This is a genomic window from Cupriavidus lacunae (assembly GCF_003353055.1).
GTDB classification, from domain to species: Bacteria; Pseudomonadota; Gammaproteobacteria; order Burkholderiales; family Burkholderiaceae; genus Cupriavidus; species Cupriavidus lacunae.
Window position 1 is genome coordinate 149965 of sequence record NZ_QKWJ01000005.1, and the last position, 25135, is coordinate 175099.

Annotated in this window: 19 protein-coding genes and 2 tRNA genes; 10 read left to right on the forward strand and 11 right to left on the reverse strand. The window is 66.6% G+C overall.

Annotated elements, in window-relative coordinates; all coding sequences use genetic code 11:
* Positions 1 to 129: 129 nt before the first annotated feature.
* Positions 130 to 708: a TIGR01841 family phasin PhaP1 gene (phaP1, locus tag DN412_RS06920; RefSeq protein WP_115013829.1), complete on the forward strand. Its 579-nt coding sequence runs from the start codon at positions 130 to 132 to the stop codon at positions 706 to 708.
* Positions 709 to 1027: 319 nt separating this feature from the next.
* Here phaP1 and amrS read toward each other — a convergent pair whose 3' ends face one another.
* The 7 genes from amrS to aceE all read right to left on the reverse strand — a co-directional run bounded on the left by amrS (position 1028) and on the right by aceE (position 10196).
* Positions 1028 to 2116, reverse strand: a complete 1089-nt coding sequence (gene amrS / locus DN412_RS06925; RefSeq protein WP_115013830.1) for an AmmeMemoRadiSam system radical SAM enzyme — start codon at positions 2114 to 2116, stop codon at positions 1028 to 1030.
* Positions 2113 to 2307: a hypothetical protein gene (locus tag DN412_RS06930; protein ID WP_078195973.1), complete on the reverse strand. Its 195-nt coding sequence runs from the start codon at positions 2305 to 2307 to the stop codon at positions 2113 to 2115. The genes amrS and DN412_RS06930 overlap by 4 nt, the downstream gene beginning before the upstream one ends.
* 53 nt (positions 2308 to 2360) lie before the next feature.
* Positions 2361 to 2798, reverse strand: a complete 438-nt coding sequence (locus DN412_RS06935) for a universal stress protein (protein ID WP_115013831.1) — start codon at positions 2796 to 2798, stop codon at positions 2361 to 2363.
* 322 nt (positions 2799 to 3120) lie between these two features.
* The gene (gene lpdA / locus DN412_RS06940) at positions 3121 to 4905 is read right to left on the reverse strand and encodes a dihydrolipoyl dehydrogenase (RefSeq protein ID WP_115013832.1); all 1785 of its coding nucleotides are present in this window, start codon (positions 4903 to 4905) and stop codon (positions 3121 to 3123) included.
* A 33-nt stretch (positions 4906 to 4938) separates the two neighbouring features.
* A complete protein-coding gene (locus tag DN412_RS06945) occupies positions 4939 to 5595 on the reverse strand; it encodes an Ntn hydrolase family protein (protein ID WP_115013833.1) in 657 nt (218 codons plus the stop codon).
* Between the two features lie 72 nt (positions 5596 to 5667).
* Positions 5668 to 7341, reverse strand: coding sequence for a dihydrolipoyllysine-residue acetyltransferase (gene aceF, locus DN412_RS06950; protein ID WP_115013834.1), 1674 nt, complete (start codon positions 7339 to 7341; stop codon positions 5668 to 5670).
* 167 nt (positions 7342 to 7508) lie between these two features.
* The gene (aceE, locus tag DN412_RS06955) at positions 7509 to 10196 is read right to left on the reverse strand and encodes a pyruvate dehydrogenase (acetyl-transferring), homodimeric type (RefSeq protein ID WP_115013835.1); all 2688 of its coding nucleotides are present in this window, start codon (positions 10194 to 10196) and stop codon (positions 7509 to 7511) included.
* A 424-nt stretch (positions 10197 to 10620) separates the two neighbouring features.
* Between aceE and DN412_RS06960 the strand changes: the two genes are divergently transcribed.
* Both DN412_RS06960 and DN412_RS06965 read left to right on the forward strand, forming a co-directional pair.
* Complete coding sequence (locus tag DN412_RS06960) at positions 10621 to 13233, forward strand: PAS domain S-box protein (RefSeq protein WP_115013836.1); 2613 nt, start codon at positions 10621 to 10623, stop codon at positions 13231 to 13233.
* Between the two features lie 159 nt (positions 13234 to 13392).
* On the forward strand, positions 13393 to 14025 hold the full coding sequence (locus tag DN412_RS06965) for a response regulator transcription factor (protein WP_078195967.1): 633 nt from the start codon (positions 13393 to 13395) through the stop codon (positions 14023 to 14025).
* A gap of 109 nt (positions 14026 to 14134) precedes the next feature.
* On the opposite strand, the gene DN412_RS06970 is transcribed toward DN412_RS06965, so the two are convergent.
* Complete coding sequence (locus DN412_RS06970; RefSeq protein ID WP_115013879.1) at positions 14135 to 14815, reverse strand: hypothetical protein; 681 nt, start codon at positions 14813 to 14815, stop codon at positions 14135 to 14137.
* 159 nt (positions 14816 to 14974) lie between these two features.
* Between DN412_RS06970 and folD the strand changes: the two genes are divergently transcribed.
* The 5 genes from folD (at position 14975) to DN412_RS06995 (ending at position 21280) form a co-directional block, all read left to right on the forward strand.
* Entirely contained in the window at positions 14975 to 15826 is an 852-nt protein-coding gene (folD, locus tag DN412_RS06975) for a bifunctional methylenetetrahydrofolate dehydrogenase/methenyltetrahydrofolate cyclohydrolase FolD (protein ID WP_115013837.1), read from the forward strand.
* 115 nt (positions 15827 to 15941) lie between these two features.
* Entirely contained in the window at positions 15942 to 18026 is a 2085-nt protein-coding gene (locus tag DN412_RS06980) for a M3 family metallopeptidase (RefSeq protein WP_115013838.1), read from the forward strand.
* Positions 18023 to 18853: an exodeoxyribonuclease III gene (xth, locus tag DN412_RS06985; RefSeq protein ID WP_208647575.1), complete on the forward strand. Its 831-nt coding sequence runs from the start codon at positions 18023 to 18025 to the stop codon at positions 18851 to 18853. Before DN412_RS06980 ends, xth begins: the two co-directional genes overlap by 4 nt.
* Before the next feature lie 85 nt (positions 18854 to 18938).
* Positions 18939 to 19454 (forward strand): homoprotocatechuate degradation operon regulator HpaR, encoded by a 516-nt coding sequence (gene hpaR / locus DN412_RS06990; protein WP_115013839.1) that lies wholly within the window; start codon positions 18939 to 18941, stop codon positions 19452 to 19454.
* Between the two features lie 23 nt (positions 19455 to 19477).
* Positions 19478 to 21280 carry a SulP family inorganic anion transporter gene (locus DN412_RS06995; RefSeq protein WP_115013840.1) on the forward strand — a complete coding sequence of 601 codons (1803 nt, stop codon included), beginning with the start codon at positions 19478 to 19480 and terminating at the stop codon, positions 21278 to 21280.
* Between the two features lie 194 nt (positions 21281 to 21474).
* Here the strand turns inward: DN412_RS06995 and DN412_RS07000 are convergent, their stop codons facing one another.
* Positions 21475 to 21738, reverse strand: a complete 264-nt coding sequence (locus tag DN412_RS07000) for a DUF1488 family protein (protein WP_018006788.1) — start codon at positions 21736 to 21738, stop codon at positions 21475 to 21477.
* Positions 21739 to 21964: 226 nt separating this feature from the next.
* On the opposite strand from DN412_RS07000, the gene DN412_RS07005 reads away from it, so the two are divergent.
* Positions 21965 to 22040: transfer RNA gene (locus tag DN412_RS07005), tRNA-Lys, on the forward strand.
* A gap of 128 nt (positions 22041 to 22168) precedes the next feature.
* On the opposite strand, the gene DN412_RS07010 is transcribed toward DN412_RS07005, so the two are convergent.
* Together DN412_RS07010 and DN412_RS07015 are read right to left on the reverse strand one after the other, a co-directional pair.
* Positions 22169 to 23557 carry an 8-oxoguanine deaminase gene (locus DN412_RS07010; RefSeq protein WP_115013841.1) on the reverse strand — a complete coding sequence of 463 codons (1389 nt, stop codon included), beginning with the start codon at positions 23555 to 23557 and terminating at the stop codon, positions 22169 to 22171.
* Positions 23558 to 23693: 136 nt separating this feature from the next.
* Positions 23694 to 24602 carry a LysR substrate-binding domain-containing protein gene (locus DN412_RS07015; protein WP_115013842.1) on the reverse strand — a complete coding sequence of 303 codons (909 nt, stop codon included), beginning with the start codon at positions 24600 to 24602 and terminating at the stop codon, positions 23694 to 23696.
* Positions 24603 to 24751: 149 nt separating this feature from the next.
* Between DN412_RS07015 and DN412_RS07020 the strand changes: the two genes are divergently transcribed.
* Positions 24752 to 24827 (forward strand) — tRNA-Lys (locus DN412_RS07020).
* Positions 24828 to 25135: the final 308 nt, after the last annotated feature.

The window sequence follows — 25135 nt, forward strand, 5'->3', positions numbered from 1 at the left end:
CAAACCAAGAAATGCGCCTGAACCTACCCATACGCCTGGGCTGGCCGAAGCGGGTTCAACACCGTCACGGTCCTGACATCTAGGCGGCTTAATTTGCTTGACCTTGAAGTTCACCACTGGAGACCAGCAATGATCCTCACCCCGGAACAAGTTGCAGCAGCACAAAAGGCCAACCTCGAAACGCTGTTCGGCCTGACCACCAAGGCATTTGAAGGCGTCGAGAAGCTCGTCGAACTGAACCTGCAGGTCGTCAAGACCACGTTCGCAGAAAGCGTTGACAACGCCAAGAAGGCGCTGTCGGCCAAGGACGCACAGGAACTGCTGGCCATCCAGGCCGCAGCCGTGCAGCCGGTCGCAGAAAAGACCCTGGCCTACACCCGTCACCTGTATGAAATCGCTTCGGAAACCCAGAGCGAGTTCACCAAGGTAGCCGAAGCCCAACTGGCCGAAGGCACGAAGAAGGTGCAAGCCCTGGTCGAAAACTTCGCCAAGAACGCCCCGGCCGGTTCGGAATCGACCGTGGCCATCGTGAAGTCGGCGATCTCCGCTGCCAACAACGCCTACGAGTCGGTGCAGAAGGCGACCAAGCAAGCGGTCGAAATCGCTGAGACCAACTTCCAGGCTGCAGCCACGGCCGCCACCAAGGCTGCCCAGCAAGCCAGCGCCACGGCCCGTACGGCCACGGCGAAGAAGACGACGGCTGCCTGATAGCTGTCTGAGTTGAAGATGGACCGGCTGCGGCCGGTCCGTTGGCAAAGCATATCGACGCCTGGCGTTTGCGGTGTGTTTTGCCAACGATGAAGGTAGTGCCCTGCCCGAGTTGCACCGGCGCTGCCTTGTCTGCCGATGTCTCCTCGGTACCGCGGTCTCCTTGTCCAAAGTATCGTTAAGCCCGACCTCTACAGGTCGGGCTTTTTTTGTTCTTCACGCTTCCACCAGATTGGTCGCCAGTGATCAGCGGCTGTGGCCAGGATGCCTGGTCCGGCAGGAGAGCTGGCCGGTTTCGGGCCTTGACCTGCATGCCGGCCTATTCTCCGATGCGCACCGGGATCCGCCGCCGCCCAAACTGACGCTCAAATTTCCCAAAACATCCTGCAATCCGCGTACAGCAGTCCGGGCAAGTTCCCGTGGGAGTCAGGCGATAGCTTTCGATCGCATGCCAGTCGCGCACAATCAGCTGCGCGCGGCAAGCGGGGCAATAGGTGGTGGCACCGGCGGTGTCGTGGACATTGCCGGTGTAGACGTAATGCAATCCCTCCGCCAGCGCGTGCTCGCGAGCGCGCGCAAGGGTGGAACATGGTGTCGGCGGCACGTCGCGCATCTTGTAGTCCGGATGGAATCCGGTGAAGTGCAGCGGGACGTCGGGGCCCAGTTCCCTGGCAATCCACCGGGCCTCGGCGCGAATCTCGTCATCGCCGTCGTTCTTGCCGGGGATGAGCAGCGTCGTGATCTCGAGCCAGACATCGGTTTCGTGTTTCAGGTACTGGAGCGTCTCCAGTACCGGCTCCAAGTGCGCCCCCGTGAAGGCAACATAGAACGCATCGGTAAAGCCTTTCAGGTCGACATTTGCTGCATCCATCCTGGCGTAGAAATCACGCCGCGCCTCGGCGCCCATATACCCGGCGGTCACCGCCACCGCCCTGATGCCCAGTTCGTGGCAGGCATCGGCCACGTCCATGGCGTATTCGGCGAAGATCACCGGGTCGTTGTAGGTGAAGGCCACGCTCTTGCAACCATGTGCCGCCGCCGCTGCGGCGATCGCTTCAGGCATGGCCGCATCGGCCAGGGTCTCCATCTCGCGCGATTTGCTGATATCCCAGTTCTGGCAGAACTTGCAGGCCAGGTTGCAGCCGGCCGTGCCGAACGACAGGACGGCGCTGCCCGGGTAGAAGTGGTTGAGCGGCTTCTTCTCGATCGGGTCGATACAGAAGCCCGATGAGCGGCCATAGGCGGTCAGCACCATCCGATCGCCGACCCGCTGGCGCACGAAGCAAGCACCGCGCTGCTCGCCATGCAGGCGGCAGTGGCGCGGGCACAGATCGCATTGCATGCGGCCGTCGTCCACGAAATGCCAGTAACGGCCGGGGTAGGTCCCTGAACGGGACGCATCCTTCATGGATGGTCCTTGTGCTGCTTGCTGATCACGGTTACCGACAACACATCCAGGTCGAAGAACGGGCTGTCCGCCGGGGGCGGAGGCAATCCGCCACCCCAGCCGGCGATGGCATGCTTGATGTACTCTGCCATCTGCTCGTCGGCAACGTCCCTGGGTTGGTCGATCGTCACGACATAACGGCGATTGCTCATGGCGGCTCCTTTATGGCGCCCATATCCGGGAACCATCGGGGAATCACGAACGTTCAGCGATATACCAGCACCGGAATCTTGCTGTGGGTCAGCACCTTCAGGGTTTCGCTGCCGATCAACAGCCCCTTCACGCCCCGGTGTCCATGCGATGCCATGACAATCAGGTCACAGCCCTTTTCTTCTGCAGCCTTGATGATGGCATCGTAGGGGTGATCGTCGATCACGCTGCTGGTATCACAGGGCACGCCTGCCGCGGCGGCCTCTCGCGCGATGCCGTCGAGGTATTTCGATGCGTCCTCGAGGACTGCCTCTTCGAACTGCTCTCGGGTGTCGGTGAGCATTTCGGTGTGGTAAGCCGTGATGTGGAAATCCGCGCAGGCGCGCACTGCCGTAAGGCTGGCGTGGGTCTCCTGCGCAAACGCCAGTGCCTTGCGAAAGGCCGCTTCGGCCAGAGCGGAGCCGTCTACCGCAACAAGAAGATGCCTGAACACGTCGTGCCTCCTTGTCAGCTAAACGATGGCCACTGGGGGTGGCCACCGGTCCGCGCCAGCAGGCATCAGGCGGCAAGCGATCGGCCGCGTGCGAATTTGCAGTCCCGCCATCGGTCGCCTTGGGGTGCATGTCGGCTGAGTTCAGTATAGCCTTCGAAGGCCGTGTGCCGCTTCCGTCGCAACAGGCGCCCTGGCCGGGACGCCGGCGCCCGTGGTAGCCAGAACTCGCGGGCGCCGGCAAAATCATGGCGGTTAATTGCATAATAGCCTATAAAAAAGCCCGCCAGTTCAGGCGGGCTTTTCCGTTTGCAGCAACCGGCACTCAGCGCTTGCGCGGCGGCGGCACGTCCGTGCACGTGCCTTCATAGATCTCGGCCGCCATGCCGATCGACTCACCGAGCGTCGGGTGCGGGTGGATGGTCTTGCCGATATCCACCGCATCGGCGCCCATCTCGATCGCCAGGCAGACCTCGCTGATCAGGTCGCCGGCATGCGTGCCGACGATGCCGCCGCCGATCACGCGATGGGTTTCCTCGTCGAAGATCAGCTTGGTGAAGCCCTCGTCGCGGCCGTTGGCGATGGCGCGGCCCGAAGCCGCCCAGGGGAACACGCCCTTGCTGTACTTGATCCCCTTCTCCTTGCACTCGTCCTCGGTCACGCCGGCCCAGGCCACTTCCGGATCGGTGAAGGCCACCGACGGGATCTGCTTGGCGTCGAAGTAGGCCTTCTCGCCATGCGCGGCTTCGGCGGCCACGTGGGCTTCGTGCACGGCCTTGTGTGCCAGCATCGGCTGGCCGACGACATCGCCGATCGCAAAGATATGCGGCACGTTGGTGCGCATCTGCTTATCGACGTCGATAAAGCCGCGGTCGGTCACGGCGACGCCGGCCTTCTCGGCGCTGATGCGCTTGCCGTTGGGCGAGCGGCCCACCGACACCAGCACCAGGTCGTAGCGCTGCGGCTCGGCCGGGGCGGCCTCGCCTTCGAACCTGACGTAGATGCCGTCCGGCTTCGCTTCCACGCCGACCGTCTTGGTCTTCAGCATGACCTTGCCGAAGCGATCCTTGTTCTTCTTTTCCCAGACCTTGACCAGGTCGCGGTCGGCGCCGTTCATCAGGCCGTCGAGCATTTCCACGACGTCGATGTCGGCACCCAGCGTGCTGTACACCGTGGCCATTTCCAGGCCGATGATGCCGCCGCCGATGACCAGCATCTTGTTGGGCACTTCAGGCAGCTCCAGCGCGCCGGTCGAATCGACGATGCGCGGATCTTCGGGAATAAACGGCAGCTTCACCGCCTGGCTGCCGGCGGCGATGATGGCCTTCTCGAAGCGGATCACGGTCTTCTTGCCGGTGGTCTGTTTGCCTTCGCCTTCGGTCAGCTCCACCTCGAGGTGATGCGGGTCGAGGAAGTTGCCGACGCCGCGCACCACCTGCACCTTGCGTGCCTTGGCCATGCCAGCCAGGCCGCCGGTCAGCTTGCCGACCACCTGGTTCTTGTAGTGGCGCAGGCCGTCCAGGTCGATCTTGGCTTCGCCGAACAGGATGCCGTGGGCGGCCAGCGCCTTGGCTTCGTCGATCACGGCGGCGTTGTGCAACAGTGCCTTGGAGGGGATGCAGCCCACGTTCAGGCAGACGCCGCCGAGGGTGCCGTAGCGCTCCACCAGCACGGTGTTCATGCCCAGGTCCGCGGCACGGAAGGCGGCCGAGTAGCCGCCGGGGCCGGCGCCCAGCACCAGCATCTCGCACTGGATATCGGCGCCGCCGCCGTGGCTGGCAGCAGCGGGCGCGGGTGCCGGTGCGGCCGCCGCGGGTGCGGGGGCCTGCGCCGGTGCCGGGGCTTGCGCGGGCGCCGGGGCGGCCGCGGCCTGCTGGGCCTCGATGGTGCAGATCACCGCGCCCTGGCCGACCTTGTCGCCCACCTTGACCTTGACGTCGACGACCTTGCCGGCGGCCGACGACGGCACGTCCATGCTGGCCTTGTCGGACTCCAGCACGATCAGGGACTGTTCCACTTCGACCGTGTCGCCGGCCTTGACCAGCACCTCGATCACTTCCACCGCGTCGAAATCGCCGATATCCGGCACCTTGACTTCGATCACACTCATGTTTGCTCCTCTATGCGCGCCCGCCTTTCGGCTTCAGGGCGCGCCGTCGTTGTTGGTTGCCGTGCTGTCGGGTGCCGCATTGCCGGAAGTCGTACCGCCAGCCGCCGTCGGGGCATCGCCCTGGTGCAGCCGCACGGTGTGCACCTCGATCGGCCCCGCCGAACTCTTGTCGAACTCAACGCCCGCATCGACGCCGATGCGCGCGATCTCGCCCGCGTCCAGGTCCGGCCGGTCATAGACCGCATGCATCGCGCCCAGCGCGTAGTTGCGGCCCGAGCCGATGCCCCAGAAGCGGTCGAACGAAAAGACCTCACGGTACGAGTAGACACCGAAGATGCCGGCCGGATTGGCGATCAGGCATACGATCTGCGACGACTCGTAGGGATCGTCCTCGTCTTCCTTGGTGTTGACGAAGTAGTCCGACTTCAGCTTCTCGTGCACCTTCAGGAAGGTGCGGAACACGTCGTCGCGCGAACCCAGCCGGCACTCTTCGCCCAGGCCCGCCAGCAGCGTGCGCATCACCGGGAAGTGCGCCGTGGTTCCGGCCAGCGCGATAAAGCCGTCGCCCACCGGAAACACCTTCTGGTTGCGCTCGTAGGCACGCGACAGGCGCGTATCGCCGAACGTGACCAGCGCGTCTGCGGCGATCGCCACTTCGGCGCCCTTCCTGACAACCACACAGGTAGTCATGGCTCGCTCCCGGTTGCGCGTGGGGCGCCGGGCAGGCCAGGCTGTCGCCCCGCCCGCCCGGCACCACCCCGCTTACAGCAGGATCCGGCGGAAGTCCGCCAGCAGTTGCCCGAAGTACGTGTTGAAGCGCGCGGCCTCGGCACCGTCGATGACGCGGTGGTCCCACGACAGCGACAGCGGCAGCGTCAGGCGCGGCACGAACTGCTTGCCGTCCCACACGGGCTTCTGGTACGACTTGCACACGCCCATGATGGCGACTTCCGGCGCGTTGATGATCGGCGTGAAATACGTGCCGCCGATGCCGCCCAGCGACGAGATCGAGAAGCAGCCGCCCTGCATCTGGTCCGGCTTGAGCTTGCCGTCGCGCGCCAGCTTGGCCAGTTCGTTCATCTCCTGGCTGATCTCCAGCACGCCCTTCGTGTCGGCGTTCTTGATCACCGGCACGACCAGGCCGTTCGGGGTGTCGGCGGCGAAACCGATGTTGAAGTATTTCTTCAGCACCAGGTTGTCGCCGTCCAGCGATGCATTGAAGTTCGGGAACTTCTTCAGCGCCGCCACCGTGGCCTTGATCATGAACGCGAGCATCGTCACCTTGATGCCGGCCTTCTCGTTTTCCTTGTTCAACTGGACGCGGAAGGCTTCCAGATCCGTGATGTCCGCTTCGTCATGGTTGGTGACGTGCGGGATCATGACCCAGTTGCGGTGCAGGTTGGCGCCCGAGATCTTCTTGATGCGCGACAGGGCCTTGCTTTCGACCTCGCCGAAGCGGGTGAAATCGACCTTCGGCCACGGCAGCAGACCAAGCTCGCCACCGCCGGCGCCAGCCGCGGCAGCCTGTGCGGGCGCTGCGGTCTGGCCGCTCATCACGCCCTTGACGAAGCTCTGCACGTCTTCCTGGGTGATGCGGCCCTTGGGACCGGTGCCCGGCACGCGCGACACGTCGACGCCCAGCTCGCGCGCGAACTTGCGCACCGAGGGGCTGGCGTGGGCGGCCTTGCCGGTTACGCCAGCGGCGACCGGGGCGGCGGCAGGCGCCGCGGCCGGTGCCGGTGCCGGGGCGGCTGCGGGAGCCGGAGCGCTGGCGGCGGGAGCCGGGGCAACGGCAGCGGCAGCGGCCGGAGCCGGGGCGGCAGCCGAAGCGGCACCTTCCAGGATCAGCAGCAGCGTGCCTTCGGCAACGTTGTCGCCGACCTTGACCTTGACTTCCTTGACCACGCCGCCCTGCGGCGATGGCACGTCCATGGTGGCCTTGTCCGATTCCAGCGTCACCACGGCATCTTCGGCGTTGATGGTATCGCCCGGCTTGACGTGGACTTCGATGACCGGCACGGCGTCGTAGTCGCCGATATCGGGCACCTTGACTTCGATGACGCCGCCACCGCCGGCCGGCGCCGCGGCAGGAGCCGGGGCCGGGGCAGGTGCCGCGGCGGGCGCCGGGGCCGGGGCCGGGGCTGCGGCAGCAGGTGCCGGCGCCGGTGCGGCTGCGGGCGCCGCAGCGGCCTGGCCGGCCGGCTCCAGCATCACCAGCACCGAGCCTTCGGCCACGTTGTCGCCAACCTTGATCCTGACTTCCTTCACCACGCCGGCCTGCGGCGAGGGCACGTCCATGGTGGCCTTGTCCGACTCCAGCGTCACCAGCGCGTCTTCCGCGTTGATGCTGTCGCCGGGTTTCACATGCACTTCAATGACGGGAACGGCGTCATAGTCGCCGATATCCGGCACCTTGATTTCAATCGCTTGACTCATTCAGTGTCTCCTGGGCAGGCCGGCACGCGCGACGTCCGCAAGCGGCGAGATTACCTTCGCCGCCCGCTTCTGTCACGCCGCCATGCCGCAAGGCGCCGTCCGGCCTCTGGCCGGGGCGCCCGCGGCACGGCGTTGCCGTACTGCGGGGGTTGGTGCTGGCTGCCGGATCAGACCGACATCGGGTTGGGCTTGTTCGGGTCGAGGTTGTACTTCTTGATGGCCTCGGCGACCTTGTCGCGGCCGATCGCACCCTCGTCGGCCAGCGCCTTGAGCGCGGCCAGCGTGACCCAGTAGCGGTCCACTTCGAAGAAGTGGCGCAGCTTCTCGCGCGTATCCGAGCGGCCGAAGCCGTCGGTGCCCAGCACCACGTAGCGGCGCGGCACGAACGGACGGATCTGTTCGGCAAACGTGCGCACGTAATCGGTGGACGCGATCACCGGGCCGCGGACCGACTTCAGCTTCTGCGTGACAAACGCTTCGCGCTGGGTCTCGGCCGGGTGCAGCAGGTTGAAGCGCTCGGCGGCCTGGCCGTCGCGGGCCAGCTCGGTGAAGCTCGGGCAGCCCCACAGGTCGGACTCGACGCCCCAGTCCTTCTTCAGCAGGTCGGCGGCGGCGATCACCTCGCGGAAGATCGTGCCCGAGCCCAGCAGCTGCACGCGCGGCGCGTTGCTGTTCTCGACGCCCTTGCGGAACTGGTACATGCCCTTGACGATGTCCTGCTCTACGCCAGCCGGCATTTCCGGATGCTCGTAGTTCTCGTTCATCACCGTCAGGTAGTAGTAGACGTCTTCCTGCTCGGCGTACATGCGGCGCAGGCCGTCCTGCATGATGACCGCCAGTTCGTACTGGAAGGTCGGGTCGTACGAGATGCAGTTCGGGATGACCGAGTGGAACACGTGCGAGTGGCCGTCTTCATGCTGCAGGCCTTCGCCGTTCAGCGTGGTGCGGCCGGCAGTGCCGCCCAGCAGGAAGCCGCGCGAGCGCATGTCGGCCGCGGCCCAGCACAGGTCGCCGATACGCTGGATGCCGAACATCGAGTAGTAGATGTAGAACGGAATCATCTGCACGCCATGCGTCGAGTACGACGTGGCGGCGGCGATCCAGTCGCACATGGCGCCGGCTTCGTTGATGCCTTCCTGCAGCACCTGGCCAGTCTGCGACTCCTTGTAGAACATCAGCTGGTCGTGGTCTTCCGGCACGTACTTCTGGCCTTCCTGGTTCCAGATGCCGACCTGGCGGAACAGGCCTTCCATGCCGAAGGTGCGCGACTCGTCCGGGACGATGGGCACCACGTGCTTGCCGATTTGCTTGTCTTTCAGCAGCGTGTTCAGGATCCGCACGAAGGCCATGGTGGTGGACACTTCGCGGCCTTCACCGGTGGCCTTGAGCAGGGCGTCGAATGCCGACAGTTGCGGCACCGGCAGCGCCTCGGCCTTCTGGCGGCGGGACGGCAGGTAGCCGCCCAGGTTCATGCGCGCCTGGCGCATGTATTCCAGTTCCTTCGAGCCTTCCTCGAAGGTGACGTAGGGCACTTCTTCCAGCTTGTCGTCGGTGACCGGGATGTTGAACTGGTCGCGGAACTTGCGGATCGCGTCCACCGGCATCTTCTTCTGCTGGTGGGCCACGTTCATGGCCTGGCCGGCGTCGCCCATGCCATAGCCCTTGATGGTCTTGGCCAGGATCAGCGTGGGCTGGCCCTTGTGCTCGCTGGCAGCCTTGTAGGCGGCATAGATCTTGTGCGGATCGTGGCCGCCGCGGTTCAGGCGCCAGATGTCGTCGTCGGACCAGTCGGCCACCATCGCCTTGAGCTCAGGCGTGTTGAAGAAGTGCTCGCGCACGTAGGCGCCGTCCTTGGCCTTGAAGGTCTGGTACTCGCCGTCAACGCATTCCATCATGCGCTTCATCAGCAGGCCCTTGGTGTCGCGCGCCAGCAACGAATCCCACTTGCTGCCCCAGACCACCTTGATCACGTTCCAGCCCGCGCCGCGGAACTCGGACTCCAGCTCCTGGATGATCTTGCCATTGCCGCGCACCGGGCCGTCCAGGCGCTGCAGGTTGCAGTTGATGACAAAGACGAGGTTGTCGAGCTTTTCGCGGCCGGCCATGCCGATCGCGCCCAGCGATTCCGGCTCGTCGGTCTCGCCGTCGCCCAGGAAGGCCCAGACCTTGCGGTCGCCGGCCTTGGCCAGGCCGCGGCTGTCCAGGTACTTCATGAAGCGGGCCTGGTAGATGGCCATGATCGGGCCCAGGCCCATCGACACCGTCGGGAACTGCCAGAAATCCGGCATCAGCCACGGGTGCGGGTACGACGAGATGCCCTTGCCGTCCACTTCCTGGCGGAAATTGTCGAGCTGGTCCTGGGTCAGGCGGCCCAGCAGGAAGGCGCGCGAATACACGCCCGGGGCCGAGTGGCCCTGCACGAAGACCAGGTCGCCGCCGCTCTGTTCCGACGGGGCGCGCCAGAAGTGGTTGTAGCCGACGTCATACAGCGTGGCCGCCGAGGCAAACGACGAGATGTGGCCGCCGACGTTGGTGTGCTTGTTGGCGCGCAGCACCATCGCCATGGCGTTCCAGCGGGTGTACGAGCGAATCCGGTGCTCGATGTCCTGGTCGCCGGAGATGCGGGCCTGCTGCTCGACCGGAATCGTGTTGATGTACTGCGTCTCGGCGTGGAACGGCTGGGTGACGCCGTTCACGCGTGCGTATTCGATCTGCTTGTCGATCAGGAAGGCGGCGCGCGCCGGACCTTCGGCGGCCAGGACGCCCTGCAGGGCGTCGAGCCATTCATGGGTTTCCTGGGGATCGGCGTCGTTGGCGCTCGAGGCGCCGAGAATCTGCTCTGGTACGGCGGACATGACTGTCTCCTGGGTGAATTCTTTGCTTCCGCGCCCGCGCTGGCAGCGCCCGGACACGACTCTACGTATGACTCGCACCGACTTGCGGATTCCGGCGCCATGCTGCCTTGCATCGGGGCCGCCGCCGGGGAAACTGTTCCGGTTCCTCCGCGTGGCAGACGCATGGCTACCGCCCGCATTCTTGGGTCGAACCGATTCTATGGAAGGCGAAAGTCGAGCACAAGCGAAATTTTCAAATTGCGATATCGTTTTTTATAATGTGGAATTATGTGGCGGCGCACAAAGAATCACCGCCAGCCCCGCCTGCCCTACCCCACAAGCCTGCCTGCCGCGACCGGCACCGCCGGAATTTCATTGGCGCTTTCCCCAAGCGACGCACCGCAATAATCTCGGTACACTGGTCGGTCAGCCGTCAATCCCTCCCATGCCGTTTTTCAGCCGCCTCGATCGTTTTTTCCGCAGCCTGCGTACAGCCGCGCTTCCCTCCGACGTGTCGGGTACAGCCAAGGCGGCCGGCGGCGACCCCGCGCATGGCCCGCACGGCCCGCACGCCCCTTCCCCGGCGGCCGGGCTGGGTCCGATCGAGGTGCTGGGCCCGGATGACAATGCCCCCGTGGCGCCGCCGCGCGGCCTGTGGTGGCTGCGCTCGCGCAACCTGGTGGCCACCAGCTGGTTCATGTTCATCCCGCTGGTTGCCATTGTGCTCTTCACGGTGGCGATGGGCGTGATCCTGTGGTCGCTGCACGAGACCGAGCGCCAGCAGCAGCGCGACGCGCTGTACCGCGACGCCGCCTGGGCGCAGCAGCGCGTGCGCCTGTCCCTGCTGAGCAACCAGGACCAGCTGGCCTCGCTGGCGCGCGACATCGCCGCCGCGCAGCTGGAGCAAGGCGCCTACCGCACCGCGGCGCAGGAAATCCTGCGCGAAAACCCCGAGATCGTCTTCATCAACTGGCTCGATGCCACCAAGCGCGGCCGCTGGTCGCTGCCGTCGACCTCGGAATTCGCCAGCCGCCTGCGCGAGAACCAGGACCAGCCGCTCGAGCCCGAAGTGCTCGACACCTTCGACGCCGCGCGCGAGACCCAGCGCGTGGTCTACTCGCGCCCGCTGGTCAACGACCGCGGCGACAGCTTCATGCTGATGGAAGTGCCGATCGTGCGCGACAACGAGTTCCTCGGCACGCTGGGTGCGCTGTACTCGATCAACGGCATCCTGACCCACCTGCTGCCGCCCGAACTGACCGAGCGCTACCGCTTCTCGCTGATCGACAAGAACAACCAGACCCGCGCCAGCACCTCGCTGCGGCCGGTGCCGGGCAATGCGTTGTCGTACGAGGTGCTGCTCGATCCGCCGGGCCACTCGCTGTCGCTGCGCGCCGACGCCTACCCGCCGGCATCGAACCTGCCCAACAACATGCTGCTGTGGCTGGTGGTGGGGCTGTCCTGCTTCCTGCTGTGGAGCCTGTGGAGCATGTGGCGCCACACCAGCCGCCGCTCCGAGGCGCAGCGCGCGCTGCTGGCCGAAACCTCGTTCCGGCGCGCGATGGAAAACTCGATGCTGATCGGGCTGCGCGCGCTCGACCTGAACGGCCGCATCACCTACGTCAACCCGGCCTTCTGCCGCATGACCGGCTGGCAGGAGAACGACCTGGTCGGGCGCCTGCCGCCCTTCCCCTACTGGCCGCCCAACGACCAGCAGGAAATGCAGAAGCAGATCGACCTGACGCTGCAGGGCAAGTCGCCCGCCGGCGGCTATGAGATGCGCGTGATGCGCCGCGACGGCAGCAGCTTCTACGCGCGCATGTACGTGTCGCCGCTGGTGGACAGCCGCGGCCGCCATACCGGCTGGATGAGCTCGATGACGGACATCACCGAGCCCAAGCGCGCGCGCGAGGAACTGGCCGCCGCGCACGACCGCTTCACCACGGTGCTGGAAAGCCTGGACGCCGCGGTGTCGGTGCTGGCCACCGACAAGGCCGAACTGCTCTTTGCCAATCGCTACTACCGGCAGCTGTTCGGCTGGGAGGCCGAGGGCCACCTGAAGCTGGCCGGCGACGAGCTCGACAAGGACCAGGTCTCCAGCGACAACACCGACTACGTCGACGCCTACGCCGGCCTGCCCGCGTCCGAGCTGATGCCGTACGCGTCGGACGCGCGCGAGGTGTTCGTGCCGGACATGCAGAAATGGTTCGAAGTGCGCCGCCGCTATATCCAGTGGGTCGACGGCCACCTGGCGCAGATGCAGATCGCCACCGACATCACCGCGCGCAAGGCCGCCGAGGAAATGGCGCGCCAGCATGAAGAGCGGCTGCAGTTCACCAGCCGGCTGACCACCATGGGCGAGATGGCCTCGTCGCTGGCGCACGAGCTGAACCAGCCGCTGGCGGCCATCAACAATTACTGCATGGGCGCGGTGGCGCGGCTGCACTCGGGCCGCAGCACGCCGGAGGACCTGATCCCGGTGCTGGAGAAGACTTCGGCGCAGGCAGTGCGCGCCGGCACCATCATCAGCCGCATCCGCGGCTTCGTGAAGCGCAGCCAGCCGCAGCGGCGCGAGGCCGCGCTGCACGACATCGTCGCCGACGCGGTGGGCCTGGCCGACCTGGAGGCCACGCGCCGCCGCGTCACCATCCTGACCCGCCTGCCGACGCCGCCGCTGACGGTCTATGTCGACCCGGTGCTGATCGAACAGGTGCTGGTAAACCTGCTCAAGAACGCGGTCGAGGCCATGGCCGGCCTGCCCGCCCTGCGCGCCGGCGGCGTGGTGCGGCTGCACGCGCGGGTGGAGCCAGGCGAGATTGGCGACAACGTCCATATCGACGTGATCGACCAGGGCCCGGGCGTTGACGAGACCACCAAAGAGCGGCTGTTCGAACCCTTCTTCAGCACCAAGTCCGACGGCATGGGCATGGGGCTGAACATCTGCCGCTCGATCATCGAGTCGCACCAGGGCCGCCTGTGGGTGGAGAACAATGTCGACGGCATCGGCTGTACATTTAAGATCATGCTGCCGCTGCAATCGGCGCTGGCCGAACAATAAGCCGGACCGCAGAGCGCCGTCGCGCCCCGGACCTGCCAAGGGATTCCAGAAAATTCCGGCCGCCCCGATTCCTCCACGGTTGTGGGGGGCCTGTCTCGCCACAGAGGGCCGCTGCCGGTTACACTTCGCAGCAATGAATTGTTGTCCCCAGGAGACTACATGACCGCAACGCCAAACCCCACGCCCCACCGCGGCGAGACCGTATTCATCGTCGACGACGATGAAGCCATGCGCGACTCGCTGACCTGGCTGCTGGAGGGCAATGGCTATCAGGTGCGCAGCTTCACCAGCGCCGAGCAGTTCCTCGCCGCCTACGATGCCAGCCAGGTGTCCTGCCTGATCCTGGACGTGCGCATGCCCGGCATGAGCGGTCCGGAGCTGCAGGAGCGCATGCTGGCCGAGCAGATCGACATTCCCATCGTCTTCATCACCGGCCACGGCGACGTGCCGATGGCGGTATCGACGATGAAGCGCGGCGCGATCGACTTCATCGAAAAGCCCTTCGATGAGTCCGAGCTGCGCGCGCTGGTCGAGCGCATGCTGACCAAGGCCCGCACCGACCACTCCACCGCGCGCGAGCAGCGCGCCGCCAAGGACCTGCTGGGCAAGCTGACCACGCGCGAGCAGCAGGTGCTGGAGCGCATCGTGGCCGGCCGCCTGAACAAGCAGATCGCCGACGACCTGGGCATTTCCATCAAGACCGTCGAGGCGCACCGCGCCAATATCATGGAAAAGCTCAACGTCAACACCGTCGCCGACCTGCTGCGCCTGGCGCTGTCGCGCAACAGCTGAGCGGCTGGCGCCCGCCTCTGCACTACCCGGTGCGGCCCGCGGCCGCACCGCCTGCCCTCCCCGCGCACCATCCGGTGCCGCGCCTTCCTGCCGCTTCCTGTCTTCCCCGTCAGCCGCTCAGGTATTCCTCGTCCCGGAATGTGATCACCCATTGTGGCCGATAGACCACAAATATAGCCACCAGCATGCCGGTCAGGAAAGCCTCGCCAAAGGCCAGAATGATGGCCGCCACCAGTGTGTCGGCAACGCTCAGGGGCGACCCGGGCACCATCAGGTGCCGCCAGCCGGCTTGCGCCGCGCCGGCGCCCAGCGCGGCCAGGCCAGCCGTGAAATACCCGTGTCCGAGAATAAAGACGAACGGATGCCGCGGCAGCAGGCGCCGCATTACCGCCTGCAGCGCCGCTGAGATCAGCGCCGGCAGCAGCGCCAGCCAGACGTAGCGCGCCCACAGCGAGGCCCAATCGAACTGGGCCCAGCCGTGGCCGGCCAGGTACTCTAGCCCCAGCAGCGACAGCACATCCACCACGAACAGCGAAAGCAGCGCCAGCGGCAGCCCGAACAGCGTCACCATCAGCGTGGCGCCGAGCAGCTGGATCACCAGGCCGCCGGCCAGCGTTGCGCGCACCGTCCACAGCAGCGCCACCAGCACCATCGCACCCAGCCAGGCGTTCTGCAGCGCATTGCGCCGCAGCAGCTGCCAGGGCCGGCGCGTCAGGGCCCACAGCAGCCCTGCCAGGGACAGCAAGACCAGCAACGGGTAGGACAGCAGGGACGCAAGCGTGGTGTGCATGCGGCCGATGCTACCAGCGCTCCCGCGGCGCAGCCCTTGCATCGGGTCAAGCTCCGTGCGGCAAGCCCCACGCACCCTTTATAATTCCGCCTTTGGCCCTCCCGCGCCCCGGCGCGGGGCGGCGCCTCCACCTCCCGGCCACAATCCCGCCCTGCCTCCATGCCTGCCCAACTGATCGACGGCAACGCCCTTGCCAAACACATCCGCTCCGAAGCCGCCCTGCGCGCCGCCCGCCTGACCGAGCGCGGTCACCGGCCCGGCCTGGCCGTGATCCTGGTCGGCGAGGACCCGGCCAGCCAGGTCTACGTACGCAACAAGGTCAAGGCGTGCCAGGACAACGGCTTTCACTCTTCGCTCGACCGCTACCCGGCCGACCTGTCAGAGGCGGAACTGCTGGCCCGCATCGAGGCACTGAACCAGGACCCGAACATCCACGGCATCCTGGTGCAGCTGCCCCTGCCCAAGCATATCGACAGCCACAAGGTGCTCGAAGCGATCGCCCCGGAAAAGGACGTCGACGGCTTCCACGTGGCCAATGCCGGCGCGCTGATGACCGGCGCCCCGCTGTTCCGCCCGTGCACGCCCTACGGTTGCATGAAGATGCTGGAATCGATCCAGTTCCCGCTGCGCGGCGCCCGCGCCGTGGTGGTGGGCGCCTCCAATATCGTCGGCAAGCCGATGGCGATGCTGCTGCTGCAGGCCGGCGCCACCGTCACCATCTGCAACAGCAAGACGCGCGACATCGGCGCCCACACCCGCGACGCGGATGTGGTGGTGGCCGCGGTCGGCAAGCGCAACCTGATCACGGCCGACATGGTCAAGCCCGGCGCGGCGGTGATCGACGTGGGCATGAACCGTGACGACAACGGCAAGCTGTGCGGCGACGTCGACTTTGCCGGCGTGCGTGAAGTGGCCGGCTATATCACGCCGGTGCCGGGCGGTGTCGGCCCGATGACCATCACCATGCTGCTGGTCAACACGCTGGAAGCCGCCGAGCGCGCCGCCGGCTGAGGTCCGGCGCAACGCCCGGCGTACGATACGCCACCCGGGGCACTGGAAAATCCGGCGCCCCGGCCCCATCTGCGGGAATATTGCCTGACCGAGGCCAGCCAACCGAGAACACGCCATGGACCAAGCCGCCAACGCTACCAATCCTCTGCTGGACTTTTCCGACCTGCCCCGCTTTGCCGAGATCCGGCCTGAGCACATCAGCCCGGCGCTGGACGTGCTGCTGGAGCGCGCGCAGCAGGCCGTCGCGCGCGCCGAAGACCCCGCCACGCCCGCCGACTGGGCCAACGCCGTGCAGGCGCTGGAAGCCGCCACCGAGCCGCTGGGCCGCGCCTGGGGCGTGGTCAGCCACCTGAGCGCGGTGGCCGACACACCCGAGCTGCGCCGCGCACACACTGAAAACCTGCCGCGCATGACCGAGTTCTGGTCCTCGCTCGGCCAGAGCCTGGCGCTGTACGACAAGTACAAGGCGCTGGCCGCCAGCCCCGAGTTCACCGGCATGAGCGCGGCGCGCCACCAGCTGATCGAGAACGAGCTGCGCGGCTTCCGCCTGGGCGGCGCCGAGCTGCCCGAGGACAAGAAGCCGCGCTTTGCCGGGATCCAGGAGCAGCAGGCCCAGCTGTCCAAGGCCTTCTCCGACCATGTGCTGGACGCCACCAACGCCTACGGGCTGTATGTCGAGGACGAAGCCCGCCTGTCCGGGCTGCCCGACGACGCCAGGGAAGCCGCCCGCCATGCCGCAGAGAGGGAAGGCAAGGCCGGCTGGAAATTCACGCTGCACTTCCCCTCCTACTTCCCGGTGCTGCAGTACGCGGACGACCGCGCGCTGCGCCAGACGCTGTACGAAGCCAACGTCACGCGCGCCTCGGAGCTGGGCCCGCAGCACGGCCAGAGCCAGGCCGACTGGGACAACACCGCCAATATGCGCGAGCAGCTGGCGCTGCGCCGCGAAGAGGCGCAGATGCTCGGCTACCAGTGCTACGGCGAAGTCTCGCTGGTGCCGAAGATGGCCGAATCGCCGGCCGAGGTGCTGAAGTTCCTCGACGAACTCGCCGTCAAGGCGCGCCCCTACGCCGAGCAGGACTGGGACGAGCTCAAGGCCTTTGCCGCCGCCGAGCTGAACCTGCCCGAGCTGGCGCCGTGGGACGTGGCTTATGCCTCGGAAAAGCTGCGCCAGCAGCGCTATGCGTTCTCCGAGCACGAGGTCAAGCAGTACTTCCCGGAAGCGAAGGTGCTCGAAGGCCTGTTCGGCGTCGTGCAGAAGCTGTTCTCGGTGCGCATCGAGCCCGAGCAGGCGCAGACCTGGCACCAGGATGCGCGCTTCTTCCGCGTCACCACCGCCGACGGCACGCTGCTGGCCCAGTTCTACATCGACCTGTACGCGCGCGAAGGCAAGCGCGGCGGTGCCTGGATGGACGACGCGCGCGGGCGCAAGGTGCTGGAGCAAGGCGGCGTGCAGACCCCGGTGGCCTACCTGACCTGCAACTTCTCGGCACCGGTGGGCGGCAAGCCCGCGCTGTTCACGCACGATGAAGTGATCACCCTGTTCCATGAGTTCGGCCACGGCCTGCACCACATGCTGACGCAGGTCGGCGAGCTGGGCGTGTCGGGCATCAACGGCGTGGAGTGGGACGCGGTGGAACTGCCGTCGCAGTTCATGGAGAACTTCTGCTGGGAATACGAGGTGCTGACCGGCATGACCCGGCACGTCGACACCGGCGAGCCGCTGCCGCGCGCGCTGTTCGACCGCATGCTGGCCGCCAAGAACTTCCAGAACGGCATGATGACGCTGCGCCAGATCGTGTTCTCATCGTTCGACATGCACCTGCATACCGATTTCGACCCGGCCGGCGCCACCTCGGTGCTGGACCTGTCGCGCCAGATCAACGACCGCGCGCACGTGGTGCCGCAGCATCCGCTGTCGCGCTGGCCGAATACCTTCAGCCATATCTTCGCCGGCGGCTATGCGGCGGGCTACTACAGCTACAAGTGGGCCGAGGTGCTGTCAGCCGACGTGTACGCGGCGTTCGAGGAGGCCGCGCAACTGTCGGGCACCGTGCTCGACAGCGAGACCGGTGCGCGCTACCAGCGCGAGATCCTGTCGGTGGGCGGCAGCCGCCCGGCGATGGACTCGTTCGTCGCCTTCCGCGGCCGCGCGCCGCAGATCGACGCGCTGCTGCGTCACGGCGGGATGACGGCATGAGCGCGGCGGCCCTGCTTGTGAGCGGTCCGCTGCGGATCGCCAGCTGGAATGTCAATTCCCTCAAGGTGCGCCTGCCGCAGGTGCTGCAATGGCTGGCCGAGCAGGACCAGGCCGGCGCGCCGATCGACGCGCTGTGCCTGCAGGAACTGAAGCTGCCGGACGACAAGTACCCGCTGGCCGAGCTGGAAAGCGCCGGTTTCCACAGCATCTTCACCGGGCAGAAGACCTACAACGGCGTGGCCATTCTCGCCCGCGATGCCAGCATGCCCGGCCCCGTCGACGTGGTGCGCAACATCCCCGGCTTCGAGGACGCGCAGCAGCGCGTGATCGCGGCCACGTACGGCGACCTGCGACTGGTCTGCGCCTATTTTCCCAACGGGCAGGCGCTGGACTCGGACAAATTCGTCTACAAGCTCAAGTGGCTGGATGCGATGACGGCCTGGCTGCGCGAGGAGATGCAGCGCTACCCCAGGCTCGCGCTGCTGGGCGACTTCAATATCGCGCCGGAAGACCGCGACGTGCACGACCCCAAGAAATGGGAAGGCCAGAACCTGGTCTCGCCGCAGGAGCGCGCCGCGTTTGCAGGCCTGGTGGAGCTCGGCCTGGCCGATGCGTTCCGCAAGTTCGAACAGCCCGAGAAGGCCTTCTCGTGGTGGGACTACCGCATGATGGCATTCCGCCGCAACGCGGGCCTGCGCATCGACCACATCCTGCTGTCGCCGGCATTGACCAACGGCTGCAGCGCCTGCGTGATCGACCGCGTGCCGCGCACGTGGGAACAGCCGTCGGACCACACGCCCGTGGTCGCCACGATCGACTGCCGCTGAAGCCGCTCTGGCGCCGCGCGCGGGTTCGGGCAAGTCCGGACAAGCCCCGCTCGCCCCGCGGCGCCGTGCCCGCTACACTGCGGGCATGAGCCACACCAGCCAGGCCATGTTCCGCCATCGCAACCTTCCTCATCTGCTGCTGCAAGCGCGCGAGACATTGCTGGCCGGCTTTCGCCCGATCCTGCGGCAGTTCGGCATCACTGAGCAGCAATGGCGCGTGATGCGCACGCTCAACGAACGCGAGCCGATGGAGCCCAACCAGCTGGCCGATGCCTGCCTGATCCTGAGCCCCAGCCTGACCCGCATGCTGGGCGGCATGGAAGACGCCGGGCTGGTCGAACGCACCCGCTCCGCCACCGACCAGCGCCGCCAGCTGGTCAGCCTGACGCCGTCGGCGCGCGCCATCATCGTGCAGATGGAGCCGCTGATCGATGCACGCTACCAGGAACTGGCGCAGCGGGTCGGCGCCGAGCGGCTGACCGAGGTCTACCGCGCCCTCGACGCCATGCTGGCCGGCCTGGCGCCGCAGCCAAAGCTGCCCACATACCCGCCAGAATCCCTTGCCGCGCCTCCGCCTGATCGCGTCGACGAGGCCGGCTGAGCCAGTTTTCCCTTTCATTGCCAATGCCTGCGCCCCGATCCGGATCCCTCCTGCCGCGCCTGTTCCCATGGAGCCAGCGCGTCGACAAGACCACCCTGCGCGCCGACCTGGTGGCCGGCCTGCTGGGCGCCGTGCTGGTGCTGCCGCAGGGGGTGGCCTTCGCCACGCTGGCCGGCCTGCCGCCGCAATACGGCATCTACAGCGCGGTGGTGCCGTGCATCGTGGCGGCGCTGTTCGGCTCAAGCTGGCATGTGATGTCGGGGCCGACCAACGCCAATTCGCTGGCCCTGTTCGCGATGCTGAGCCCGCTCGCGTTTGCCGGCAGCCCGGCCTATATCGGGCTGGCGCTGGCGGTCACCATCGTGGTGGGCGTGCTGCAGCTGGCAGTGGGCACGCTGCGGCTGGGCTCGCTGGCCAACTTTATCTCGCCGTCAGTGCTGCTTGGCTTTACTTGCGGCGCGGCGACGCTGATCGGTCTGTATGCGCTCAAGGACCTGTTCGGGCTGGCGGTGCCGACCGGCACCAGCGCGTTCGGCGTGCTGCGCCACCTGTTCGGGAACCTCGACACCATCAACTGGGGCGCGGCCACGGTAGGCGCGGTCACGCTCGCGGTGACGCTGCTGTGCAAGCGGCTGTGGCGGCGCCTGCCGTTCATGCTGGTGGGCCTGCTGGCGGGCTATGGCGTGGCGCTGCTGCTGAACCAGGCCGGCCTGGGCGGCGGCCAGCACGTCAATGTGGTCGGGCCGATTCCGTCGGCGCTGCCGCACTTCCATCTTCCCGACGTGGACTGGCGCAAGCTGCCCGACCTGCTCGGCATCGCCTCGGCGTTGACCATCGTCGCGCTGGGCCAGTCGATCTCGATCGCCAAGGCGGTGGCGCTGCGCTCCGGCCAGCATATCGACGCCAACCGCGAATTCATCGGCCAGGGCCTGTCCAACATCGCGGGCGGCTTTTTCTCCGGCTATATCTCGTGCGGCTCGCTCAACCGTTCGGTGCCCAACTTCGAAGCCGGCGCGCGCACGCCGCTGGCCAGCGTGTTCTCGGCACTGTGGCTGGTGGCGCTGGTGGCTGTCAGCGCCCCGCTGCTGGCCCAGATCCCAATGGCGGCGATCGCCGCGATGCTGTTGCTGGTGGCGTGGGGCCTGCTCGACATCGCGCGGCTGCGCCGCATCTTCACGCTCAGCCGCACAGAGTTCGCCATTGCCATCGGCACCTTCGCCGCCACGCTGGTGATCCGGCTGGAGATGGCGGTGCTGCTCGGCACCGTGCTGTCGCTGGTGGCCTACCTGTACCGCACTTCGCGGCCGGCGGTGCGCAGCCTGGTGCCGGATGCCGACGATCCCGACCGGCGTTTCACGCCGCTGGACGAGCTGCGCCGCCCGCAGCCGGAATGCCCGCAGCTGAAGCTGCTGCGCATGGAAGGCGCGATCTACTTTGGCGCCGTGCAGTACGTGACGGATCGCCTGCACTGGCTGCGCACGGTCAACGCCGGCCAGACGCACCTGCTGGCGATGACCAAGAGCATGAACTTCATCGACATGGCCGGCGCCGAGATGTGGGAATACGAACTGACCGAGCGGCGCGCGCTGGGTGGCGACCTGTACTTCCACCGCCCGCGCACACAGGTGCTGCAGACCTGGGCGCAGACCGGCTTTACCGACAAGCTCGGCGCCGACCATATCTTCCCGACCAAGCGGCAGGCGCTGCACACGATCATCGGCCAGCTCTCGCCGGACATCTGCACGCAATGCACGGTGCGGATCTTTGAGGAGTGCGCGTCGCGGCCGGGCGCCGCGGCTGCGACAGCACAGCCCGCGCTCGCATGAACTGAAGCGCCCGCACGCGCGAGCGCTCAGCAATGATGCGGCTGCAAGAAAACTGAAAAAAAACGGGGAAACTGGGATCTGCCTGCGCCGGCGGTGCCGGCTGGCACGCAAGGCCGGACGGCCCTACGCTCTGCTACCTGACAACAGATGGGCGCCCGCGGCATGCCTGGGGCTGGCCGGGGCATCCATCCGCATCAGATCGGCGCCACGTGGGCGCGCTTGACGACGATTGGCTGGGGCGCGCCCTGCTCGATCAGCACCACGGCGGCGCGTTCGATGGTTTCGCGACCGGCGCGGAATGCCTCTTCCAGCGACAGTACCTGGTCGGCACTGAAGCCTTCCCACAGTGCTTCGCGTGTCACCACGCAAGTCACCTTCTCGCCATTGACAAGTGCCTGGAACAACAAGCCTTCGTTATTGATGTCGTAGCGCTCTTGCTCTTGGAATTTGATATCCATCGGTGCGGCCCTCCATATGCAAGTGGAGAAACATCCTAACATGGCTCCGGCAAAATCGTATGGGTGCCACCCATGCGAATGCGCTCATTCGGAAGACCATCGCGGCCGCCGTTCGGTTCCATCCGCATGCAGCCTCGCACGCTGGTCACAATGCGGGTGGTTGCTGCGGCAACTGCATCAAACATTTGACAGCGCCAGAAATCATGCTAAAATTTCGTTCTTCGTTGGGGCGTTAGCTCAGTTGGTAGAGCAGCGGACTCTTAATCCGTAGGTCGAGTGTTCGAGTCACTCACGCCCCACCACCGAATACAAAAAGGCCGGAAGCAGCAATGCTTCCGGCCTTTTGCTTCGTGGGGCCGCTTTGTGCGCCCCCCCCTGCTTTCCTGATCCGCCGCGGCGAGGCACATGCCCACGCCACGGCGGCCTTGCATCAGGCGCCCTGGCTGGCCCGCTCGAACAGCGTGCGCGCCAGCGCGCGATGGCGCAGCAGCACATTGGGCAGGTCGGCGGTCAGCAGTGCACCGTCGCGCACCACTTCCCTGCCGTTGATCACGCTGGCCGCGACATTGGCCGGGGTGCAGAACACCAGCGCCGCCACCGGGTCATGGCCGCCACCGGCAAAGCCGACTGCCGACATGTCGAAGGCGACAAAGTCCGCCGACATGCCCGGCGCCAGCGCGCCGATATCGTCACGGTTGAGCACGCGCGCGCCACCCAGGGTGGCGATCTCCAGCGCCTCGCGCGCGCTCATCGCCGCCGGACCGTAGCCAACGCGTTGCAGCAGCATCGCCTGGCGCGCCTCGCCCAGCATATGCGCGCCGTCGTTCGACGCGCTGCCGTCCACGCCCAGCCCCACCGGCACGCCGGCGTCGCGCATGGCACGCACCGGCGCAATGCCGGACGCCAGCCGCATGTTCGAGCACGGGCAATGGGCCACACCAGTGCCGGTGCGGGCAAACAGTGCGATGCCCTCTTCGTCCAGCTTGACGCAGTGCGCGTGCCACACATCGTGACCGACCCAGCCCAGGTCCTCGGCATACTGCGCCGGCGTCAGGCCGAATTTCTCGCGCGAGTAGGCGATGTCGTTGTCGTTCTCGGCCAGGTGCGTATGCAGCGACACGCCGTAGTGCCGCGCCATATTGGCCGACTCGCGCATCAGGTCGCGCGACACCGAGAACGGCGAGCACGGCGCCAGCACCACGCGCAGCATCGCGTGGCGCGCGCTGTCGTGATACTGCTCCACCAGCCGCTGGCTGTCGCGCAGGATGGCGTCCTCCTCTTCCACCACCACGTCCGGCGGCAGGCCGCCCTTGGTGCGGCCCACGCTCATCGAGCCGCGCGCGGCATGGAAGCGCATGCCCATCTCGTGCGCCGCGGCGATCGAGTCATCCAGGCGCGAGCCGTTCGGGAACAAATACAGGTGGTCGCTGGTGGTGGTGCAGCCCGACAGCATCAGCTCGGCCATCGCGGTCTTGGTCGACACCGCGATCATTTCCGGCGTCAGGTGCGACCACAGCATGTACAGGTTGGTCAGCCACGAGAACAGCTCGGCATCCTGCGCCGCCGGCACCGCGCGCGTCAGGCTCTGGTACATGTGGTGGTGGGTGTTGACCAGGCCGGGCGTGACCACGCGACCGCGCATGTCGAGCACCTGCGCGCTGCCGTCGTCGACCATGCGCCGGTATTGCGGCGGCAGTTCCAAGGTGGGGCCGACCCATTGGACGGCGGGTCCTTCGGCGACCAGGGCGCCGTCGCGGATCTCGCGGCGCTGTGCGTCCATGGTGACCAGCACGTCGGCGTTCAGGGCAATCAGGGTCATGGGGGAATTCCTTCTGCAAAGCGGATTGGGGACTGGATGGCCACCAGTCTACGGCGGCGCGGTGCCATCTCCAAAGCATAGAATTCCGACCATCCTGTCCACAAAAAGTGGACACCTACCTGCGGCACCCCTTCGCTCAGCGCGCCTGCGCGAACAACACCGCCAGGGCGTCGCCGATGCGCTCGGCCATCAGCCCGGCCGCAGCGCTGAGCGGGCCGCGGGCGCGCGCCACCAGCGTCAGCGTCTGCCCCTGCAGGTGGCGATCGCGTAGCGGCACATAGACCAGCGCCTGGCGGGTGCGCTCCTCCATCACATCGAGCGGGTTCAGCAGGGCGATGCCGGTGCCCAGCATCACCAGCCGCCGGATCAGCGCGGTCGAGGTGGACTCCGCCACCGGCGAGACTTCGATCGCATTGCGGGCAAAAGCGGCATCCAGGATGGCCCGGATCGACAGCGACGGCGCCGGCAGGATCAGCGGATAGCCGACGCACTCGCTCAGCAGCGCCGATTGCCGGGCCGCCAGCGCATGGCCGGGCGGCACCACCGCGCCGATCTGCCAGTCGCTGGTGGCCAGGGCGCGGAAGGCCGGCAACTCGGGCAGGTCATAGCCGAGCCCCAGGTCGGCATCGCCCTGCTCCACCGCCGCGATGATGTCAGCCACCGGCAGGTCATTGACGCGCACCACGATGCCCGGATAGCGCTGGCGGAAGTCATGCACCAGCGACGGCATCAACGAGCCCGCCAGCCCCGCCGTGACCGCCACCGTGACCTCGCCGCGGCGCGCACCCTTGAAGTCCTCGATGCGCTGGCGCAGCGCGTCATGCTCGCGCAGGGTCTGGCGCACGTGGGCCAGCACCATCTCGCCCAGCGGCGTCAGCCGCAGGCGCTTGTTGATGCGCTCGAACAGCGGCGCGCCCAGTTCCGCTTCCAGGTCCAGTATCTGCCGGTTGACCGCGGTCGGTGCCACATGCAGGTGCTCGGCCGCCTTGCGGATCGAACCGCGGCGGACGACCTCGTCGAGATAGCGCAGGACTCTGGCATGCATGGACTGGGCAAACGGGTGGATTCGGCGGCCCCGGCGCAGGATGCGCACGGGGGCCAGGCATTGTAGCGGCCAGTGCCGCCCGGCTCGTAAAAATTGCGCGAAGGCTATTGCGTCTTATCAGATACCTTGCTACAATCTTTTTCTTCGTTGGGGCGTTAGCTCAGTTGGTAGAGCAGCGGACTCTTAATCCGTAGGTCGAGTGTTCGAGTCACTCACGCCCCACCAGCGAATTCAGGAAAAGCCGGAAGCCTTGCTTCCGGCTTTTTGCTTTTTCGCGCTCATCCTCGCCCGTTCCTTCCCGCGAGCGATCGGCATTGCAGCCGGTTTCTTGATACGCGGGTTCTTACCAATTCCCCTTTTCGCGCTTTCCCGGTTGAATCGCTTCCGCGCACATTGTGGAACATAGTTCCGTATCGCGGAACTATCGCAAGGTGCCGGCCGTACCGCATCCCGGCACGGCCCGGTCATGCCAGTACGGGAACCCCTGACAGCGTGGGGCGCGGACATCCGTCCGTGCCCGCAGAAGCGCCTGC

Bases quoted from the DNA above. Each gene is read 5' to 3' on its own strand.
- DN412_RS07000 (WP_018006788.1), bottom strand. From the start codon at position 21,738: ATGGATATCAAATTCCAAGAGCAAGAGCGCTACGACATCAATAACGAA.
- DN412_RS06930 (WP_078195973.1), bottom strand. From the start codon at position 2,307: ATGAGCAATCGCCGTTATGTCGTGACGATCGACCAACCCAGGGACGTT.
- amrS (WP_115013830.1), bottom strand. From the start codon at position 2,116: ATGAAGGATGCGTCCCGTTCAGGGACCTACCCCGGCCGTTACTGGCAT.
- DN412_RS07010 (WP_115013841.1), bottom strand. From the start codon at position 23,557: ATGACCCTGATTGCCCTGAACGCCGACGTGCTGGTCACCATGGACGCA.
- DN412_RS06995 (WP_115013840.1), top strand. From the start codon at position 19,478: ATGCCTGCGCCCCGATCCGGATCCCTCCTGCCGCGCCTGTTCCCATGG.
- DN412_RS06945 (WP_115013833.1), bottom strand. From the start codon at position 5,595: ATGACTACCTGTGTGGTTGTCAGGAAGGGCGCCGAAGTGGCGATCGCC.
- DN412_RS06980 (WP_115013838.1), top strand. From the start codon at position 15,942: ATGGACCAAGCCGCCAACGCTACCAATCCTCTGCTGGACTTTTCCGAC.
- hpaR (WP_115013839.1), top strand. From the start codon at position 18,939: ATGAGCCACACCAGCCAGGCCATGTTCCGCCATCGCAACCTTCCTCAT.
- aceE (WP_115013835.1), bottom strand. From the start codon at position 10,196: ATGTCCGCCGTACCAGAGCAGATTCTCGGCGCCTCGAGCGCCAACGAC.
- DN412_RS07015 (WP_115013842.1), bottom strand. From the start codon at position 24,602: ATGCATGCCAGAGTCCTGCGCTATCTCGACGAGGTCGTCCGCCGCGGT.
- lpdA (WP_115013832.1), bottom strand. From the start codon at position 4,905: ATGAGTGTGATCGAAGTCAAGGTGCCGGATATCGGCGATTTCGACGCG.
- DN412_RS06960 (WP_115013836.1), top strand. From the start codon at position 10,621: ATGCCGTTTTTCAGCCGCCTCGATCGTTTTTTCCGCAGCCTGCGTACA.
- folD (WP_115013837.1), top strand. From the start codon at position 14,975: ATGCCTGCCCAACTGATCGACGGCAACGCCCTTGCCAAACACATCCGC.
- DN412_RS06965 (WP_078195967.1), top strand. From the start codon at position 13,393: ATGACCGCAACGCCAAACCCCACGCCCCACCGCGGCGAGACCGTATTC.
- phaP1 (WP_115013829.1), top strand. From the start codon at position 130: ATGATCCTCACCCCGGAACAAGTTGCAGCAGCACAAAAGGCCAACCTC.
- DN412_RS06970 (WP_115013879.1), bottom strand. From the start codon at position 14,815: ATGCACACCACGCTTGCGTCCCTGCTGTCCTACCCGTTGCTGGTCTTG.
- aceF (WP_115013834.1), bottom strand. From the start codon at position 7,341: ATGAGTCAAGCGATTGAAATCAAGGTGCCGGATATCGGCGACTATGAC.
- xth (WP_208647575.1), top strand. From the start codon at position 18,023: ATGAGCGCGGCGGCCCTGCTTGTGAGCGGTCCGCTGCGGATCGCCAGC.